Here is an 18,624-nt window from a genome sequence, read left to right as displayed (position 1 = left end):
GCGGAGCCTCCCGTATGCAGCTCAAGTCCCGTCACCTGACCTCCGCCGCCGTCGCGCTGGCCCTGTTCGCGCCGCTGGGCGCCTGCGCCTCGATCCTGACGGGCGCGCCGGACGCCGTCGCGGACTCCGCGGTGCGGCGCCTGGCCGACGGGGTCGTCGTAACGCCCCGGACGGGCGAGGCGCGGGCCGTGCGGCTGCAGGTGTTCGGACCCCGGACCATCCGCGTCACGGCCTCGCCCGACGACAGCTTCGAGGCCCCGGCCAGCCTGATGGTCACCGCCGAGCCGCTGAGCGGGGGCTTCGAGGTCGAGACCCGGGGCGAGGTGGTCCTGGTTCGCGCGATGGAGGTCACTGCGGAAGTGTCGCTCGAGACCGGCGCGGTGCGCTTCCTCGACAACGACGGCGAGGTGATCCTGGCCGAACGCGCCGGCGGTCGAGAGATCGACCCCGTCATCGTCGAGGACCAGACGGGCTCGCATCGCTTCGAGACCGTCCGACAGGTGTTCGAGCCGGCGGCGGATGACGCCTTCTACGGTCTGGGGCAGCATCAACAGGGCGTGCTCAACTATCGCGGCCACGACGTCGAACTGGCCCAGCACAACATGGACGTCGGCATCCCGTTCGTGGCCTCGACCGGCGGCTACGGCATCCTCTGGGACAACAATTCGATCACCCGGTTCGGCGACCCGCGCGCCTACGGCATGCTGGATGAGCGACTGACCGTGCGCGACGCCACCGGCCGGTTCGGCGGTCTGACGGCGAGCTATTTCCAGGGCGACGAATTGAAGGTCCAGCGTCAGGAGAGCCAGGTCAACTATGAGTACATCCGCGACCAGCAGCGCTGGCCCGAAGGTCTGAAGGCCCAGCCCGCCCAGCCGGTGCAGGTCGGCGACATGGGCCGGGCGGGGCAGGAGGGCGTGCGCGTGGTCTGGGAGGGCACCATCGAGGCCTTCACCGGCGGCGAGCACAAGTTCAAGCTCTACTCCTCGGGCTACGCAAAGGTATGGATCGATGGCGAGCTGAAGATCGACCGCTGGCGTCAGAACTGGAACCCCTGGTTCCACGACTTCGAGGCGGAGATTCCGGCCGGTCGGCAGATACCGATCAAGATCGAATGGATTCCCGGCGACGGCTACATCGCCCTGCGCCACCTGGATCCGCAGCCTGAGGCCGACCAGCAGACGCTGTCGCTGTGGTCCCAGGCGGGTCACGACATCGACTACTATTTCGTCGGCGGCGACGATCTGGACGAGGTCATCTCCGGCTATCGCGGCCTGACCGGCAAGGCAGTGATGCTGCCGCGCTGGGCCTATGGCTTCTGGCAGAGTCGGCAGCGCTACAACACCCAGGCCGAGGTAGTGGACACGGTGCGCCGCTATCGCGAGCTCGGCCTGCCGATCGATAACGTCGTGCAGGACTGGTTCTACTGGCCCGAGAACGCCTGGGGGTCGCACGAATTCGATCCCGCCCGCTTCCCCGATCCGGCGCAGATGGTGAAAGACGTCCACGATCTGGACGCCAACATCATCATCTCGGTGTGGCCGAAATTCTATCCGACGACCGATCATTACAGGGAGCTGGCGGCCATCGGCGGCATGTATACCCGCAACGTCGAGGCCGGGGCCCGCGACTGGGTCGGCCCCGGCTACGCCAACAGCTTCTATGATCCCTATCTGCCGGCGGCGCGCGACCTGTACTGGCGCCAGATCAGCGACAGCTTCAGGGGCATGGGTTTCGACGGCTGGTGGCTGGATTCGGTCGAACCGGACATGCACTCGAACCTCGATATTCCGGAGCGGACCCTGCGCATGGGACCGACCGCGGCCGGTCCGGGTGCGCTGGTGTTCAACTCCTATCCGCTGGTCAACGCCGAGACCGTCTACCAACGCTTCCGGGCGGAACAGCCCGACACCCGCACCTACATCCTGACCCGCTCGGCCTGGGGCGGTCTGCAGCGCACCGGATCGACCCTGTGGTCCGGCGACGTGGTGGCGCGCTGGGACGACCTGGGCGAGCAGATCTCGGCCGGGGTCAACGCCGGCCTGTCGGGCATCCCGAACTGGACCCATGACATCGGCGGCTTTTCGGTCGAGGCGCGCTACCAGGCGCCTCAGATGAAGCCCGAAGACAAGGCGGAATGGGACGAGTTGCAGCTGCGCTGGTTCCAGTTCGGCGCCTTCTCGCCGGTGTTCCGCTCGCATGGGGAATTCCCGCTGCGCGAGGTCTACAACCTGGCGGAGCCGGAGTCCGGCCTCTACGACGCCTTCGCCGACCAGATGCGTCTGCGCTACCGGCTGATGCCCTATGTCTACACGCTCGCCGGCGACACCTGGCACAGGGACGGCACGATCATGCGCGCCCTGCCCATGGACTTCCCGCAGGACCTCCGGGCGCGGGACATCAACGACCAGTACCTGTTCGGTTCGGCCCTGATGGTCGCCCCGGTCCACAAGTATCGGGCGCGCGACCGGTCGGTGTATTTCCCCTCGGGGGCGGACTGGTATGACTTCCACACCGGCCGCAGGTTCGCGGGCGGGTCGGAAGCCATGATCGCCGCGCCGCTGGAGCGGATCCCGCTGTTCGTGCGGGCCGGGTCGATCCTGCCGACGGGACCGCAGATCCGGCACACCGCCGAAAAGCTGGATGGACCGATCACCCTGACCGTCTATGCCGGCGCCGATGGCGCATTCGAGCTCTATGACGACGCCGGCACGAGCTATGGCTACGAACGGGGAGAGTTCTCGCGCATCCCGATGACGTGGGATCAGGCTCGCGGCCTCCTGACCATCGGCGCGCGCAGCGGAACCTATCCCGGCATGCCGGCGAACCGGACCTTCCACATCCGCTGGATCGACGGACCGACGGCGGCGGCGGTCGATTTCGACGCGGCTCCGGCGCGGACGGTCGAATATAGTGGGCAGGCCGTACAGGTCTCCCGCCCCTGAGGCTCATCAAGGCGAGGCGTAGATGAAGCAGTTCCTGAAGGCCGCCGGGCTGGCGGTGGTGCTGGCCGGCGCGGCGGCGACGGGCGTCCTGGCGCAATCGCCGCCAGCGGAATCCCTGCTGGCCGACGTGTTCCAGGATCACGCCGTGCTGCAACGCGATCGGCCCATCGCTGTCTGGGGCCGGGCGGCGCCGGACGCGCAGCTGGCCGTGACCCTCGCCGGGACGACGGTTGCGGCGCGCGCCGACGCGGAAGGGCGCTGGCGGGCAGTCCTGCCAGCGCTCCCCGCTGGCGGACCTCATGAGTTGAGCGTGGCGCAGGACGGGCGAGCACAGGTTCTGACTGATCTTCTGATCGGCGATGTCTGGCTCTGTTCGGGACAGTCGAACATGGAGTTCGGCGTGCGAAGCGCCACCAATGCGGATACCGAGATCGGCAATTCGGCGGACCCCAGTCTGCGCCTTCTTCTGGTCGGCCGTTCCAGCCGGCCGTCGCCGACCAACAGGATGGGCCCGGGCAGCGTGTGGCGCGTCTCGGGTCCCGAAAGCGTCCGTGACTTTTCCGCGAGCTGCTTCTTCATGGGCAAGCAGTTGCGCCGATCCCAGAACGTGCCTGTCGGCCTGATCGCCGCTTCCTGGGGCGGGTCGGTGATCGAAGACTGGCTGAGCGAACCGGCGCTGCGGCGGATCGGCGGCTATGATGTGCCGTTGGCTGCCCTGGCCGTCTACGCCCGCTCGCCCGAGGAGGGTCGCAGGGTCTGGGACGAGACGAGCAACCGCTGGTGGCGCGACAACGATCCCGGCTCGGCCGGGTCGACGCCCTGGTACAGCCCCGCCTACGACGACGCTGACTGGTCCACGGCGGCGCCCGAAGGCTTCTGGGAAGGCTCGTCGCCCGAGTTGACGACGTTCGACGGCCTGGTCTGGCACCGTACGGCAGTGACGCTGACAGCGGCCCAGGCGGCAGGCGGAGCGACCCTGCGACTGGGACCGGTCGATGACGTCGATACCACCTGGGTCAACGGTCGCAAGATTGGCGGTGGCGAGGGCTGGGACACGCCGCGGACCTATTCCGTGCCGGCCGGGGTGCTGCACGAGGGTCGCAACATCATCGCCGTGGGCGTGCTGGACACGGGAGGCGGCGGCGGTCTCTGGGGGCCGGCCGCGGACAAGACGCTGGCGTTGGCCAACGGGTCGGTCGTGAGCCTCGCCGAGCCATGGCGCCGGCGGGTGTCGGCGCCGATCTCCGGACTGAGAAACCTCCCCCGCACGCCCTGGGTCGGCGGCAGCGGCGTTACGACCCTGTCCAACGGCATGATCGCGCCGCTGGACGGCTACGGCCTGGCCGGCGTCGCCTGGTATCAGGGCGAGTCCAACGTCGGCGACCCCGAAGGCTATCGCCGTCTGCTGTCCGGGCTGATCGCGGACTGGCGAACGCGCTTCGGCGACGGGCAACTGCCGTTCCTGGTGGTCCAGCTCGCCAATTTCGGGCCGCCGGCTTCGACGCCGACCGATTCCGCCTGGGCGGCCCTGCGCGAGGTCCAGCGCGAAGTGGTGGAGGCGGACGCCAACGCCGGACTGGCGGTCGCGATCGACATCGGCGATCGCTACGACATCCATCCGACCAACAAGCAGGAGGTCGGCCGCCGTCTGGCCCTCTCCGCGCGGGCGGTGGCCTATGACGACGCCCCCGTTCCGGCCTCTCCTTCCCCCCGCACGGCCGAGGTCGCCGGGCCCACGGTGGTGGTGCGCTTCGATCGGGTGGGGGACGGTTTGGTGGTCTTTGGCGCGGCGCGGCCGGTCGGCTTCGAGCTGTGCGGCGCCGAAGGGTGCCGGTTCGTCGACGCCCGGGTGCAAGGCGAGACCGTGGTGCTGGACGCCGCCGGCGTCGTGGAGCCGCGATCGGTGCGCTTCTGCTGGGCCGACAGTCCGGTCTGCAACCTGTACGGCGACGCGGGCCTGCCGGCCGTTCCGTTCGAACTGCCGTTGACCCGCTAGAGGTCCAGGCCGGCTCCCCGGATACGGAAGGCCGGGACGAACGCCGTGGCGCGGCGGCCGGGCAGGGTGATCGTCAGATCGTCTTCGGTCTGACGGAAGGTCAGCGGAGCGTTGTCGCCGACCATCTCAACCCGCTCGACCTTGCGGCCAGCCAGCGCCCGATCGCCAAGGGCGCGGATCCTGAGCTGCCGGTCCTCTGGCCAGTCCAGCGCTATGGCGTAGAGCACGCCGCCACGGGTGGTGAAGCGGATGTCCTGCGCGGTCCAGGGTCGCGCGTGCTCTTCGTTCTGGTTGCCGGCGGTGACCGCAGTCGGCCCCTCGCCGTAGATCGACCACGGTCGGCTGGCGAAGATCGCCTCGCCATTGACCGCGATCCACGCCGCCATTTCCGCCAGGATGGCGCGTTCGTCGCTGTCGATCGAACCGTCGCCCCGCATCGGGATATTCAGCAGCAGGTTGCCGTTCTTGCTGACCACGTCGCACAGCCGCTGGACCACCGCCTTGGCCGGGACGTAGCTGTGATCGACGAAGCGGGCCCGGTTGTAGTGCCAGTCGCCGATGCAGGTGTCGGTCTGCCATGGCTCGGGCATCAGCGCGTCGGTGAAGCCGCGCTCGAAGGTCTCGACGACGCCCCGCCGCTTCTCCGGGGTCAGCCGCTTGCCATTGACCACGGGCAGCTCGCCGCGCCAGCCCAGCGAAGCGTTGTAGTAGTACGCCGTGGCGTCCAGTCCGTGCTGGCCCAGGGGCAGGCCGTGGTTGTCGAAATAGACCATGTCCGGCCGATAGCGGTCGACCAGTTCGCGCTGGCGCGTGACCCATGAGCGGACGAAGGCGGGGTTGTTCTCCGGCGCCGTCTCGATCCACTGGCCGTCGCGGGCGTCATGCCAGGCGTTCATGGCCTCGATGGAGGCGATGCCGTCCGGCGGCGCGAAGGTCGGGCCCGTGTAGAGCTCCTGCGGGTCCAGCCCTTCCCACCATTTGCCGACGCCGTCCGCCTTCGTCAGCCGCGCCGCGTCGTAGCGACGCCCGGCCCGCGGCCCTTCGGCGTCGTAGCCGTAAGCCGTCTGCCACCAGTGCCAGGCGTGGGCCCCGTGATTGCTGACTCCGAAGCGGAGGCCGCGGGCCCGGACCAGCTTCTCCCAGGTCCCGACGATGTCGCGCTTCGGCCCGACCCGCAGGCTGTTCCACGGGTGGCTCGACTCGAACAGGTCGAGGTTGTCGTGATGCTGGGCCATGGCCATCACGTATTTTGCGCCGGCCGCCTGATAGAGGTCCAGCAGGCCTTCGGGGTCCCAGTTGTCAGCTTTCCACTGGTTCATGACTTCCATGAACCCGACCTCGCTGGGGTGGCCGTAGGTCCGCACGTGGTGCTCGTAGAAGGGGTTGCCCTGGACGTACATCAGCCGCCCGTACCAGTCGCCGCGCTCGGGCTGGCATTGCGGCCCCCAGTGGGCCCAGATGCCCAGCTTGGCGTCGCGGAACCAGTCCGGGGTCCGGTAGCCGGCGATCAGCGACTCCCAGGTCGGCTGGAAGGGGTCGGCGGCCGGGCCGCCGCCCGCGGGTGCGGTGGCGCATCCCTGGAGGGCGGGCAGAAGCGGTGCGGTCATGCCAGCCTGGAGCATGAGACGGCGGGAAAGGTCGGGCATGGGCGGTTCCTTCGCTCTGGTCATGCGGCCGGCTCGCCATAGACCACGCCGCGGCCGTCCGTGGCGACATAGACGCGACCAAACACCCGGGGATCGCCGGCGATGGCGCGGAAGCGGCGGCCGTATTCATGGGCGGCGTCGTTGACCCGCAGCCACGATGCGCCGCGGTCGTCGGACCGGAACACGCCGCGGGTCCCGCCCCGGACCCCGATGGCCACCAGCGATGGATAATTCCCGCCGGGCGGCGCCTTGCCGAAATCCATCATCTGGACCTGGAGCCCACCGTCCACGCGCTCGAACTTCTGGCCCGCGTCGATGGAGTGGAACAGGCCGGATCGGGAGACGAACCACAGGTCGCCATCGCGCCCGGGCGTCGCCTTCAGCGGCCACGCCTGTTCACGCCAGGACGGCCGGTCGGGCGCCAGATTCGCGGGCAGGCCGCGACTGGGCACGGTCGCGAACGACTCCCCGCCGTCCGTGCTGACGAACCAGACGCCGGTCACGAAATCCAGGGCATAGAGCAGGAGGGGATCGGCCCGGTCCGCGACCGGTCGCAGGAACAGAGGCAGGCCCCGCACGGGGCGCCATCCGACGCCCCGATCGCGGGAAACCATCACCTGCGGCGTGCCCAGGACGAAAGCAGAACCGTCGGCCGTGACGGTGATCGGTGCGTCGCGATACAGGTCCATGCGCGGGTCCGGGGTTGCTCCGGACGTGCCCGCTGGCCGGGGCCGACCAAGGGATTTCCAGCTGCGGCCGTGGTCGTCGGACCAGGCGAGGGTGGCCCCGTCATGTCCCTCGGAGCCGACGCCTTCGTGTGGCGTGCCGCTGCGCACCACCACGTTCGGCGCGCGGCCGGCGTAGTCGATCTGGTTGGTGTTGGCGAAGACCGGGGTGGTGAACTGAAGCGTCGGCGAGCGGGTCAGGTCTTCGTGGGCGAAGCCCGAGATGTCGCCGAATCCGGTCAGCAGGGCGGGTCCGGCCGGCGGGCTCGTCAGGGTGATCACCGCGGTCTGTTCGATGCCCTCGACCCACGGCGCCCAGTCGGTCGGGGCGCCGGCGTCGGCGGCGGTCAGGTTTGAGGTGGCGTAAACCGTCGCGCCGGTGGCGTAGACGGCGCGGTCCGAATCGAACGGATCGACGGCCAGGGCGGCGATCCACCAGCCGAAGTCCGGCTTCTCGTTGCCCCAGTACAGGAACGGCGTGGCGCTGACGTCATGACGGGCCCCTTCGCGCAAACTGGCCCAGTTCGCGCCGCCGTCGATGCTGCGCCACAAAGTGTCGCCGGGCTGCCAGCGGTTGAGGGTCGAGACCATCAGCACGCCGGGTCGCCGGTGGTCCACCGCCAGGCCCATGAATCCGCCTGACGGCCGGGGCGGACTGATGTCGCGCCACTCGCCGGTGCGGGTGTCGAGCCGCCAGACCTGCCCGTCGGTAACGCCGTTCGGACCCACGCCCAGCGTGCAGGTCAAATACAGGACCCCGCGCGCGTCAAGCTCGGCCCTGGCGGCCGACACGTCGGGCCGGGGACCGCCTTCAACCGCAGTCCAGGTCCGGCCGGCGTCATCCGATCGATACAGTCGGGCCGCGCCGGGGTCGGCGACCCCGACGAACAGCGTTGGCGTCGCGGCGCCTGTTGCGCCGCTCGACCGGTCGAAGACGACGAAACTCAGCCCCGGATGGGTCGGTCCCCCCGGTTCGAGGCCTCGCCCGCTCAAGGGAAAGCTGTCGACCTTTCGCCAGCTTGCGCCGCCGTCGGCGCTGCGTTGCAGGCCATCATGACGGGAACCGAAATAGAGGATGCGGTTGTCATTGGGATCGATCGCCAGTCGTTCGCCGAGGCCGCGTCCATCTTCGTTGCCGCCCAGGCGGAACGCGACCGGCGTGCGGATCCAGGTCGCGCCACGATCCATCGACCGGAGCATAGCTCCGGGCTCCCGGCGGCTGACCCCGACGGCGGCGTGGACGATGTCCGGATCGACCGGATCGGGCGCGATGCTCTCGACCCCGAAGTCGTTGCCGAACGGGCTGGCGTCCTGCAGCGGAATCCATCGGCCGCTTGCGGAATCCCGGCGGTAGGCCCCGCCCATGTCGGAGCGCGCGTAAGCGAGACCTTTCTCGACGCGGCTGAAGACGATGCCCGGAATGAAGCCGCCCGCGCCCACCTTGACGTTCCGCCAGATGTAGGGCGACGCCGACTGCGCCGCGGCTGAGCCCGAGAGTCCGGCCGCGGCCCCGGCCATCAGAACGGCCATGCCCGCTTCGCGTCTGTTGATGCCAGGCCGCATACCCTGTCTGTTCCCTCGCCGTGGGGTCGGGCCGGTCCGACCGTTGATGTTAGCGCTAACGAGATTGCAGTTGACAGTATTGTCACCGGTGCATCAAGCTTGCACAGGTAAAAATGAGGACGCCGCAAAGGCCGTTCCGGGACACCAGGATCGGCCTGTCAAAGGCCTCCGTGCCGGGGGGCACCAACGCATATGCGACCAGAGTTTTTGCCGACCTGAACCGACTGCCGGCGCGGCGCCCGATCGTCGCGCCGGCCTTTTCGCCTTCACGGAACCTGACCATGTCCCACCGCCTCCGTCCCATGCTCCTGACCGGCGCCGCCCTCGCCCTCGCCGCCACGGGGTGTGCGGCCCAGGCGAGGATGCAGGCGCCGGCCTCGTTCGTCGCGCCGGAAGCCTCCATAGTGATCGACGCTGCGCGCGCCGACCCGGCGGCCTGGCCAAGGGCCGCCTCTCCTGAGGCCATGAGCGACGTGGCGACCGAGGCCTTCGTCGCCGACCTGCTGGCGCGGATGACGGTCGAGGAAAAGGTCGGTCAACTGATCCAGGCCGACATCTCCGCGATCACGCCGGAGGATCTGCTGACCTATCCCCTGGGCTCCATTCTCGCGGGCGGCAATTCGGCGCCGGGCGGAAATGACCGCGCAACCCCCCGTGCCTGGCTGGAGCTTGCCCAGGCCTTCCGCGCCGCCGCCACCGCACGGCCGGGAGCGCGGGTTCCCCTGATCTACGGCATCGACGCTGTCCACGGGCATAACAACGTCGTGGGGGCCACCATCTTCCCGCACAACATCGGGCTGGGCGCTGCGCGCGATCCGGACCTGATCCGCCGCATCGGCGAAGCCACGGCGCTGGAAGTTGCTGTCACTGGCGCCGACTGGACCTTCGGGCCGACCCTCGCGGTGCCGCGGGACGACCGCTGGGGCCGTTCCTACGAGGGCTATGGCGAGGATCCCGAGATCGCCCGCACCTATGCAGGTCCCATGACGCTGGGGCTGCAGGGCGAACTGAGCCCCGACGGCCCGATAGCGCCCGGCCGCATCGCCGGTTCGGCCAAGCATTTCCTCGCCGACGGCGGCACTGCGGACGGACAGGACCAGGGCGACTTTCGCGGATCGGAACGCGAGCTGATCGACATCCACCTGGGCGGGTATCCCGCGGCGATCGACGCCGGCGTGCTGTCGGTCATGGCCAGCTTCTCGAGCTGGAACGGCATCAAACACTCCGGAAACGAAACCATTCTGACGGGCGCCCTGCGGGGTCCTCTGGGCTTCGACGGCTTCGTTGTGTCCGACTGGAACGCGCATGGCCAGCTGCCGGGCTGTTCGAATGAAAGCTGCGCCCTGGCGATCAACGCGGGCATCGACATGCTCATGGCGCCCGACAGCTGGAAACCACTCTACGCCAACACCCTGGCGCAGGTTCAGTCCGGCGAGATCCCGATGGCCCGCGTCGATGAAGCCGTCCGTCGCATACTCCGGGCCAAGGTCAAGACCGGCCTGTTCGTCGAGGCTCGACCGATGGAAGGCCGGTTCGAGGCCCTGGGCTCTCCCGAACACCGGGCGCTGGCCCGCGAGGCAGTCCGCAAGTCGCTGGTGCTGCTCAAGAACAACGGCTCCGTGCTGCCGATCCGCGCCGGCGCGCGCGTGCTGGTGGCGGGAGCGGCGGATGACATCGGCCAGGCGTCGGGCGGCTGGACCCTGACCTGGCAGGGGACGGGCAACAGCAATGCCGACTTCCCCAATGGCCAGTCGATCTGGAGCGGGCTGCGCGAGGCGGTGGAGGTCGGCGGCGGGACCGCGACCCTGAGCCCCGACGGCGCGTTCGATCAGAAACCGGATGTCGCCATCGTCGTTTTCGGCGAGACGCCGTACGCCGAGTTCCAGGGCGACGTCGATACCCTGGACTTCATGCCCGTGGAGCCGCTGGAGATGTTGCGTCGGCTGAAGGCGGCGGGAATCCCGACGGTCTCGGTGTTTCTGTCCGGGAGACCGATGTGGACCAATCCGGAGATCAACCAGTCCGATGCCTTCGTCGCCGCATGGCTGCCGGGCGCGGAAGGCGGTGGCGTCGCCGACGTGCTGATCGGCGACCGCGACGGCGGCCCCCGATATGACTTTACCGGCCGGCTCTCCTTCTCGTGGCCGAAGGACGCCGCCGGAGCGCCGCTGAACCGGGGCGATCCGGGCTATGATCCGCAGTTCGCCTACGGCTACGGCCTGACCTATGCCCAACACGCCGCCGTGCCGGTCCTCGGCGAGGAGAGCAGCGTGGCCAGCGAGGGTTCGAGCCTGGATCGCTACTTCGTGGACGGCCGGTTCATGCCGCCCTGGTCGCTGATGTTGCGCGACGCAGGCGGGGAGTTCCGCCTCGGACAGGAGAAGTCGGGCCGGTCCCCCCGTGGCGCCATCACCCTGCGGGCCGCCGACGGCGCCGCCCAGGAGTCGGCGCTCGGCCTCACCTTCGCCGGGGCAGGCGGACAGGCCGTGATCGCCGCCCGGCCCATCGACCTGACGCGTCAGACCAACGGAGAAATGGCGCTGCACGTCCGCTATCGCGTCGATACCCCGCCCGCCGGTCCGGTTCGTCTGGGCATCGGCGCGGGCGGCGTGGATGTCACCTCGCTGTTCCGCGACGCGCCAGGGCAGTGGAGATCGGTCAAGATCCGCCTGTCCTGTTTCCGTGAAGCGGGCGCGGACCTGTCTGCCGTCGACCAGCCTTTCAACCTGTCGACAGACGCGGCGTTCGCCGTCACGGTCGAGGATATCCGGCTGGCCTCGAACGAAGGCGACGCCATCTGTCCTTCAGAGTGACCCTTTGACCGATACGACCGCCCTGATCGGCGTGGACTGGGGCTCCAGCAATCTGCGGGTCCTGCGGATCGGCGAGGGGGGCGCCGTTCTGGATCGTCGCGCCGACCCGCGCGGGGCCGTCGGTCTCGAACCGGGTGACTTCCCCGGGGTGCTTAACAGGGTCGCCGGAGACTGGCTGGTCGACGGAGCGCCGGTGCTGATCTGCGGCATGGCCGGGGCGCGCCAGGGCTGGGTCGAGGCTCCCTATCGCCCGTGCCCGACCGCGGTTGCAGATGTGGCCGCCGGTCTGGTTCGCCCCGATCCCGCGCGTCCGGTCGCCATCGTGCCGGGCGTCGCATTCAGTCCCGGCGGCGTCTTGATGGACGTCATGCGCGGCGAGGAGACCCAGACGTTCGGCGTGGCTGTGGACGGTCTCGTCGTCGCTCCCGGCACGCACAGCAAGTGGATCACGGTCGAGGCCGGCCGCATCGTCGCGATCCGGACCTTTATGACCGGCGAATTGTTCGCCGCCGTCCGCACCGCAACCCTGCTGGGCGTCGGGATGAGCGCGCCGGGGCAGGATCCGGACGCCTTCCGGCGCGGCGTCGAGCGAGGTCTTGAGGACCGCAGCCTGAGCGCCGCCCTGTTTTCGGTACGGGTCGAGGGTTTGGCCGGCCGGCTGGAGCCGGGAGGCGCCGCCGATTATCTGTCGGGTCTTCTGATCGGCGCGGAGATCGCGGGCCAGGATCCGGACAGGCTGTCAGGGCCATTGACGTTGATCGGTGAAGCGGCGCTGTCCGCTCGCTATGAAGAGGCGCTGGAGATGGCGGGCGGCCCCTGCGTGCGCGTCGCCGACGTCGAGCAGGCCACCGCGGCCGGGCTGTGGCGGATATGGGAGGCGACGCAGTGACGACCGACATCATCGCGAGGCTCGACGCCCTGCCGCTCGTGGCCATCCTGCGCGGCTTGACGCCAGGCGAGGCCGTCGAAGTCGGCGAAGCGCTGCTGGCGGCCGGGCTGACCTGTCTGGAAGTGCCGCTGAATTCGCCTGAACCGCTGGAAAGTATTCGCCGGCTGCGTTTCGCCCTGGGGGACCGGGCCATCGTCGGCGCGGGCACGGTCCTGACGCCCGCCGCGGCCCGCGAGGTCGCGGAGGCGGGCGGGCAGATCGTCATCTCGCCCAACACCGATGTCGCGGTGATCAAGGCCGCACGGGCCGCCGGGCTGGCATCCATGCCCGGCTTCTTCACGCCGTCCGAGGCCTTCGCGGCCATCGGGGCGGGGGCCCAGGTGCTCAAGCTGTTCCCGGCCGAGGTGGCGGGGCCGGCGGGCCTGAAGGCCGTCCGCGCCGTCTTGGGCGCCGAACAGCGCGTCTACGCCGTCGGCGGGGTCGAGCCGGACAGCATCGACGCGTGGCGGGGGGCGGGGGCCTCAGGCTTCGGCATCGGCTCGGCGATCTACCGCGCCGGCCGGTCGGCGGAGGAGGCCGGAGAGCGGGCCGCGGCCTTCGTCGCAGCCTGGAAGGCTTCAGCCTCCCGCTAGCCCCGCTCGGCGACCACGCGTCGTCGGCCGGCATCCCTTTGAATAGAGACCGCCAGGCCCGGACCTCGCCGTCCTCGATGAACCTCAGCCGTTGCGGGCGTCCCACCAGCGCACGGCGTCCGCGTCGCGGGCGCTGAGTTCCGGGTAGGCCGGGTCCGATCCGACATCCGGCACCCGGCGCCACGAGCGGGCGCATTTGGGATGGTCGGCCAGACGCACGTCGACCGTGACGGCGTCGCCGCCATCGACGAGCTGGGCCCCGGAGGTGCGGAACACCTCCGCCGCGTCGAGGCCTTCGAAGGCGGCGAAGACTCCGGTCGGGCCGGTGACGACGGGCCAGGCGTCCAGCGCTCCGCCGATGATCTTCTCGCGGCGCGCGGCTTCGAGCGACTCGTTGACGATTTCAAGCACGGTCTGCACGCCGGCCCAGCGCTCGGCTTCGATGGTGTTGCGCCACGCGTCCGGGGTTTCCGGGATCACGCGGGCGCAGTTCGAGCCGCCGCCGGGGAAGCGCGTGCCCCAGGCCTCTTCCATGGTGAAGGGCGTCAGCGGGGCCAGCCATGCGGTCAGGCGCAGGAAGACCGCGTCCATCACCGTGCGGGCCGCGCGGCGGCGGACCGCGTCGGGACGGTCGCAGTAGAGGCTGTCCTTGCGGATGTCGAAATAGAGCGCTGACAGGTCGTTGGAGCAGAACTCCAGCACGGGCCGCACCACGTCCTGGAAGCGGTATTCGGCGTAGGCCCTGCGCACGTCGCGATCCAGTTCCCACAGCCGGTGCAGGATGAACCGCTCCAGCGGCGGCATCTGGTCGAGCGGCAGGCGTTCTTCCTCGTCGAAGCCGACCAGGGCGCCCAACAGGTACCGGACGGTGTTCCGCAGCTTGCGATAGGCGTCGACCGTGGTCTGGAGGATCTGTTTGCCGATCCGCTGGTCCTCGGCGTAGTCCACAAGGGCGACCCACAGGCGCAGGATGTCGGCGCCGGACTCCTTGATGATGGTCGCGGGGTCGGTCGTGTTCCCCTTCGACTTGGACATCTTCTCCCCGTTCTCGTCCTGGGTGAAGCCGTGGGTCAGGACGGCTTCATAGGGAGCGCGGCCGCGGGTGCCGGCGCCTTCGAGAAGGTTGGACTGGAACCAGCCGCGATGCTGGTCCGAGCCTTCGAGATACAGATCCGCCGGCCAGTGCGACGGGCGGTCGCCCTTGTAGCCATGCGCCGGATCGCGCGCTTCCAGGGTGAAGGCGTGGGTGCAGCCCGAGTCGAACCAGACGTCGAGGATGTCCTCGATCTTCTCGTAGCGAGCGGGGTCATGGGCGCCCAGGAAGTCGGCGTCGGGGCGCGTGAACCAGGCGTCGGCGCCGCCTTCGGCCACTGCGGCGGTGATCCGGGCGTCGACCTCGGCGTCGATCAGGGGCTGGCCCGTCTGCTTGTCGACGAACATCGCCAGAGGCGTGCCCCAGGCGCGCTGGCGGCTGATCAGCCAGTCGGGACGGCTCTCGACCATGGAGCGGATGCGGTTGCGGCCGGCCTCGGGGTGGAAGTCGGTCTTGTCGATGGCCTCCAGCGCCCGTTCGCGCAGCGTCCCGTCGTCCTCCAGCGGCGCGTCCATGCGGATGAACCACTGGGGCGTGTTGCGGAAGATGATCGGGGCCTTGGAACGCCAGCTGTGGGGGTAGGAATGCTCCATCCGCCCCCGGGCCAGCAGGTTTCCGGCCTCGATCAGCCTGTCCATCACCGCGCCGTTGGCGGGGCCGAACTTGCCGGTCTTCTTGCCCTCGGTCTCCAGCACCTTGAGGCCGGCGAACAGGGGAACGTGGTCGTAGTAGGCGCCGTCGGGGTCGACGGTGTCGGGCACCTCGTGGTGGCCGTGGGCCTTCCAGACCTCGAAGTCGTCGGCGCCGTGGCCGGGGGCGGTGTGGACAAAGCCCGTGCCGGCGTCGTCGGTGACATGATCGCCGGCCAGCAGGGGCACGGAGAAGCCGTAGCCGGGCGACAGGGCCGCCAGCGGGTGGGCGCATTCCAGGCCCGACGGGTTCAGATCGTCGATGCGGGTCCAGGTCGCGATCTTCGCGGCCTTGAAGACGTCCTCGGCCAGTTTGTCGGCGACGATGAGACGGTCGCCCGGTTTGGCCCAGGGCTCGAACTCGAGCCCGGTTTCCATGGCCGTGACCTCATAGAGGCCATAGGCGATCTCGGGGCCGTAGCTGATGGCGCGGTTGGCGGGGATGGTCCAGGGGGTGGTGGTCCAGATGACGACCGACGGATTGGCGTGGCGGAAGGCCAGCAGGTCGTCCGGGTGGTCGTCGGTCGCGCCCGTGACCGGGAATTTGACCCAGACCGTCGGGCTGAAGTGGTCGTGGTATTCGATCTCGGCGTCGGCCAGGGCGGTGCGCTCGACCGGGGACCACATGACGGGCTTGGAGCCGCGGTACAGCTGGCCGGAGTTCTTGAATTTGTGGAACTCGGCGACGATGGCCGCCTCGGTCGTGAAGTCCATGGTGGCGTAGCGATGGTTCCAGTCGCCGAGGACGCCCAGCCGTTTGAACTGGTCGCGCTGCACGTCGATCCAGCCGGCGGCGTATTCGCGGCAGGCCTGGCGGAACTCGGCCTTGGAAACCTCGTCCTTGCGCTTGCCCTGGCTGCGGTAGCGTTCCTCGATCTTCCATTCGATCGGCAGGCCGTGGCAGTCCCAGCCGGGGACGTAGTCGACGTCGTTGCCGAGCAGGAAGCGGCTGCGGACGACGAAGTCCTTCAGCGTCTTGTTGAGGGCGTGGCCGATGTGGATGTCGCCGTTGGCGTAGGGCGGTCCGTCGTGCAGGACATAGAGGGGCGCGCCCTCGGCCTGACGCTGTTTGCGCAGGGCCGCATAGAGGTCGCCCCACTGTTCGATGATCGCCGGTTCCTTCTGCGGCAGCCCGCCGCGCATCGGGAAGGGCGTCTCGGGCAGGAAGACCGTCTCGCGATAGTCGCGAGCGGTGGAGGGCGTATCGGCGGCGTCAGCCATGAAGTCTCGTCTCGTCGTTGGTGTGATCGTTCGCGTAGATTTTCGATGCGCTACCGGCCGAAGGCCTGCTTGAGCGCTTGTCGATCCCGGCGTGCACGAGGCCAGAGCCCTGCGGCGCTACGCCGGGCGGCTAATCGAAATCGGGCGAAACACGCGGACGGTCATGGTGGCTACGGTCTAGCAGACGGCGAGGGCCGGACGCCAGCCGGGATTGCCAGTCGGAGACGGCGGCGGGATAGTCGGGGGTCCCGGGAGAATCCTTATGCGTCATGTCCTGATCGCCGTCGTGGCCGCCGGCCTCGCCGCCTGCTCGTCGCCCGAGGGGGCGGCGCCCGAGCCGGCCGATGCGCCAGCCGCCCTGCCGCCGGGCCGGCCCGCCATCTATGAGGCCGCGAAGGTCGGCCCCGAGGAATTCGTCCGCGCCCTGTACGCCGTGCATGTCACGCCGGGCGCCGGGATGGGCGAGGCGCCGCCGCCGGGACGGGATCCGATCTACGACCGGATGCTGAACGCCATGATCGGCGAGGATTTCCGCAAGGCCGATGGCGAGGTCCCGACGCTGAACTACGACCCGATCTGCGCCTGCCAGGACAGCGGCGACTTCACCCTCGACTCCGTGGCGGTGACGCAGTCCGGGCCGCAGGCGGCCGAGGCGGCGGTGGTGTTCACCAACATGGGCGAGACGAAGCGGCAGACGCTGAAGCTGGTGAAGGAGGGGGCGATGTGGAAGGTCAACGACGTCCTGGTTCCGGGCCAGAAGCCGCTGACCGAGCAGCTGATGGCGGCCATCAGCTGACCTTGCCAAGGCCCGGAGCCGGGCCGATATTGCAGGGACGATGACCGACATCACCATCCAGCGCGCCGAAAAGGGCAAGCGGGCCGGCAAGAAGCCGAAGGGCGTCACCCTGCGGCGTGTCACCACGGCCGACGGCGACAAGGTGACCATCCGCGCCATCGACGCAAACAGCCCGACCTTCGGCGAGGACCTGCTGTACGTGTTCAGCAAGAACGTCGAGGCCGCGCGGCGCGAGAACAAGGCGCTGCTGGGAACGCCGTCCGGTGCGAAGAAGCGCCAGTAGGCGGCCCACCCTCTGGATCGTGGCCGGGCCCAACGGGTCGGGCAAGAGCACCATCTATTCGATGCTGTCGGCGGAAGAGCCGTCCGGCTCGATCTGGATCATCAATCCCGACGAGTTGTCGAAGCGGATCGCCGATCAGGAGGCGCTGCCGCTGAATCCGGACGCCAATCTGGAGGCGGTGAAGCGGATCGAGGCGTGGCTGCGGGCCTCGATCCGGGCGCATCAGACGATCGGCGTGGAAACGGTGCTGTCGACGCCGAAATACCGCGACGTGGTCGCCGAGGCGCGGCGGTACGGCTTCGCGGTGCGGATGATCTTCGTCTTCCTGGACGAGGTCGATCTGAATGTGGAGCGGGTCGCCATCCGGGTGGAGAAGGGCGGGCATTCGGTGCCGGAGGACAAGATCCGCGACCGGCGCCGGCGATCGTTCGAGCAGTTCGGCTGGTTCCTGAAGGAGGCGGACCGGGTCGAGGCCTACGACAATTCGGGGGCCGACCCGCGGCTGGTGCTGTCCAAGCATGGCGACGAGCTGTGGATCGAGGATGATCTGATTCCCGAACTGGCCGATGCGGTGAGCGGGGCCTATCCGGAGTGGGCGTCGCTGATCGACGGCGACGGCTGAGCCAGGGCCTCGCGCGCCGCGGCGGCGTCCGCGTCGATCTGGACCTTGAGGGCGTCGAGACCGGCGAAGGTCATTTCGCCGCGCAGGAAGGCGATCAGGTCCGTCTCGACCGTCTGGCCGTAGAGGTCTTCGTCGAAGTCGAACAGCCAGACTTCGAGCAGGGGTTCGGGCAAGGCGTACATGGGGCGGACGCCGAGGCTGGCGACGCCGTCGATCGTACGCCCGTCCGGCAGGCGGGTGCGGGTGGCGTAGATGCCGTAGGCGGGGCGCATATAGTCGCCCATGCCGATATTGGCGGTTGGCACGCCGATGGTGCGGCCGCGCTTGTCGCCGTGCACCACCTCGCCCTCGATGGCGAAGGGGCGGCCGAGGATGGCCGTCGCACGGGCCATGTCGCCGGCCTTGAGGGCTTCGCGCACGGCGGATGAGGACAGTTTCAGCCCGTCGGGGTCGTCGACGCGTTCGGTGACGCCGACGGTGAAGCCGAGGCCTTCGCCATGGCGGCGCAAGCCCTCGGGCGAGCCGGTGCGGCCCTTGCCGTAGGTGAAGTCGAAGCCGACCGCCGCGTGGCGGATGCCGAGGCCGTCCGCCAGGACTTCGCGGGCGAAGGCCTCGTCCGACATGGCGGCCATGCCGGCGTCGAAGGGCAGGAGGTAGAGGATGTCGACGCCCAGCGGGTCCATGGCGCGGGCCATCTGGGCGGGGGTCATC

At 69.3% G+C, this 18,624-nt stretch carries 12 protein-coding genes; 8 read left to right on the top strand and 4 right to left on the bottom strand.

What is annotated here, in order from left to right:
• Nucleotides 1–14: 14 nt before the first annotated feature.
• A complete protein-coding gene (locus tag VN378_RS01995; RefSeq protein ID WP_325740482.1) occupies nucleotides 15–2,945 on the top strand; it encodes a TIM-barrel domain-containing protein in 2,931 nt (976 codons plus the stop codon).
• Between the two features lie 22 nt (nucleotides 2,946–2,967).
• On the top strand, nucleotides 2,968–4,941 hold the full coding sequence (locus VN378_RS01990) for a sialate O-acetylesterase (RefSeq protein ID WP_325740478.1): 1,974 nt from the start codon (nucleotides 2,968–2,970) through the stop codon (nucleotides 4,939–4,941).
• On the opposite strand, the gene VN378_RS01985 is transcribed toward VN378_RS01990, so the two are convergent.
• Together VN378_RS01985 and VN378_RS01980 are read right to left on the bottom strand one after the other, a co-directional pair.
• Nucleotides 4,938–6,587 carry an alpha-L-fucosidase gene (locus VN378_RS01985; protein WP_325740476.1) on the bottom strand — a complete coding sequence of 550 codons (1,650 nt, stop codon included), beginning with the start codon at nucleotides 6,585–6,587 and terminating at the stop codon, nucleotides 4,938–4,940. The two genes, VN378_RS01990 and VN378_RS01985, sit on opposite strands and share 4 nt — an antisense overlap.
• Before the next feature lie 20 nt (nucleotides 6,588–6,607).
• Nucleotides 6,608–8,842: a xyloglucanase gene (locus tag VN378_RS01980; protein ID WP_325740474.1), complete on the bottom strand. Its 2,235-nt coding sequence runs from the start codon at nucleotides 8,840–8,842 to the stop codon at nucleotides 6,608–6,610.
• Between the two features lie 314 nt (nucleotides 8,843–9,156).
• Here VN378_RS01980 and VN378_RS01975 point away from each other — a divergent pair, with 314 nt between their 5' ends.
• From VN378_RS01975 to VN378_RS01965, 3 genes are read left to right on the top strand one after another with little or no spacing between them, the layout of a single operon-like run.
• Complete coding sequence (locus VN378_RS01975; RefSeq protein WP_414642203.1) at nucleotides 9,157–11,688, top strand: glycoside hydrolase family 3 protein; 2,532 nt, start codon at nucleotides 9,157–9,159, stop codon at nucleotides 11,686–11,688.
• A gap of 4 nt (nucleotides 11,689–11,692) precedes the next feature.
• Entirely contained in the window at nucleotides 11,693–12,577 is an 885-nt protein-coding gene (locus VN378_RS01970) for a 2-dehydro-3-deoxygalactonokinase (protein ID WP_325740472.1), read from the top strand.
• Complete coding sequence (locus VN378_RS01965) at nucleotides 12,574–13,209, top strand: 2-dehydro-3-deoxy-6-phosphogalactonate aldolase (protein WP_325740470.1); 636 nt, start codon at nucleotides 12,574–12,576, stop codon at nucleotides 13,207–13,209. The genes VN378_RS01970 and VN378_RS01965 overlap by 4 nt, the downstream gene beginning before the upstream one ends.
• 84 nt (nucleotides 13,210–13,293) lie before the next feature.
• On the opposite strand, the gene ileS is transcribed toward VN378_RS01965, so the two are convergent.
• The gene (ileS, locus tag VN378_RS01960; RefSeq protein WP_325740469.1) at nucleotides 13,294–16,212 is read right to left on the bottom strand and encodes an isoleucine--tRNA ligase; all 2,919 of its coding nucleotides are present in this window, start codon (nucleotides 16,210–16,212) and stop codon (nucleotides 13,294–13,296) included.
• A gap of 262 nt (nucleotides 16,213–16,474) precedes the next feature.
• Between ileS and VN378_RS01955 the strand changes: the two genes are divergently transcribed.
• The 3 genes from VN378_RS01955 to VN378_RS01945 are packed head-to-tail and all read left to right on the top strand — an operon-like array spanning nucleotide 16,475 to nucleotide 17,913.
• Nucleotides 16,475–17,008: a DUF3828 domain-containing protein gene (locus tag VN378_RS01955; RefSeq protein WP_325740467.1), complete on the top strand. Its 534-nt coding sequence runs from the start codon at nucleotides 16,475–16,477 to the stop codon at nucleotides 17,006–17,008.
• A 40-nt stretch (nucleotides 17,009–17,048) separates the two neighbouring features.
• Complete coding sequence (locus VN378_RS01950) at nucleotides 17,049–17,291, top strand: hypothetical protein (RefSeq protein WP_325740465.1); 243 nt, start codon at nucleotides 17,049–17,051, stop codon at nucleotides 17,289–17,291.
• A 19-nt stretch (nucleotides 17,292–17,310) separates the two neighbouring features.
• Entirely contained in the window at nucleotides 17,311–17,913 is a 603-nt protein-coding gene (locus VN378_RS01945) for an AAA family ATPase (protein WP_325740463.1), read from the top strand.
• Here the strand turns inward: VN378_RS01945 and ribF are convergent.
• A partial coding sequence (ribF, locus tag VN378_RS01940) for a riboflavin biosynthesis protein RibF (protein WP_325740462.1) occupies nucleotides 17,874–18,624 on the bottom strand: 751 nt, incomplete at its 5' end. The two genes, VN378_RS01945 and ribF, sit on opposite strands and share 40 nt — an antisense overlap.

Origin of the sequence: Brevundimonas sp., from assembly GCF_035561115.1 — a bacterium.
In the GTDB taxonomy this organism is placed as follows: domain Bacteria; phylum Pseudomonadota; class Alphaproteobacteria; order Caulobacterales; family Caulobacteraceae; genus Brevundimonas.
The sequence above is the reverse complement of the archived record's forward strand: the minus strand, read 5'-3'. Positions and strand labels throughout refer to the sequence as shown.

Coding starts and splice junctions, on each gene's coding strand:
- VN378_RS01985 (WP_325740476.1), bottom strand. CDS start 6,587: ATGCCCGACCTTTCCCGCCGTCTCATGCTCCAGGCTGGCATGACCGCA.
- VN378_RS01975 (WP_414642203.1), top strand. CDS start 9,157: ATGTCCCACCGCCTCCGTCCCATGCTCCTGACCGGCGCCGCCCTCGCC.
- ileS (WP_325740469.1), bottom strand. CDS start 16,212: ATGGCTGACGCCGCCGATACGCCCTCCACCGCTCGCGACTATCGCGAG.
- VN378_RS01995 (WP_325740482.1), top strand. CDS start 15: ATGCAGCTCAAGTCCCGTCACCTGACCTCCGCCGCCGTCGCGCTGGCC.
- VN378_RS01980 (WP_325740474.1), bottom strand. CDS start 8,842: ATGGCCGTTCTGATGGCCGGGGCCGCGGCCGGACTCTCGGGCTCAGCC.
- VN378_RS01955 (WP_325740467.1), top strand. CDS start 16,475: ATGCGTCATGTCCTGATCGCCGTCGTGGCCGCCGGCCTCGCCGCCTGC.
- VN378_RS01990 (WP_325740478.1), top strand. CDS start 2,968: ATGAAGCAGTTCCTGAAGGCCGCCGGGCTGGCGGTGGTGCTGGCCGGC.
- VN378_RS01950 (WP_325740465.1), top strand. CDS start 17,049: ATGACCGACATCACCATCCAGCGCGCCGAAAAGGGCAAGCGGGCCGGC.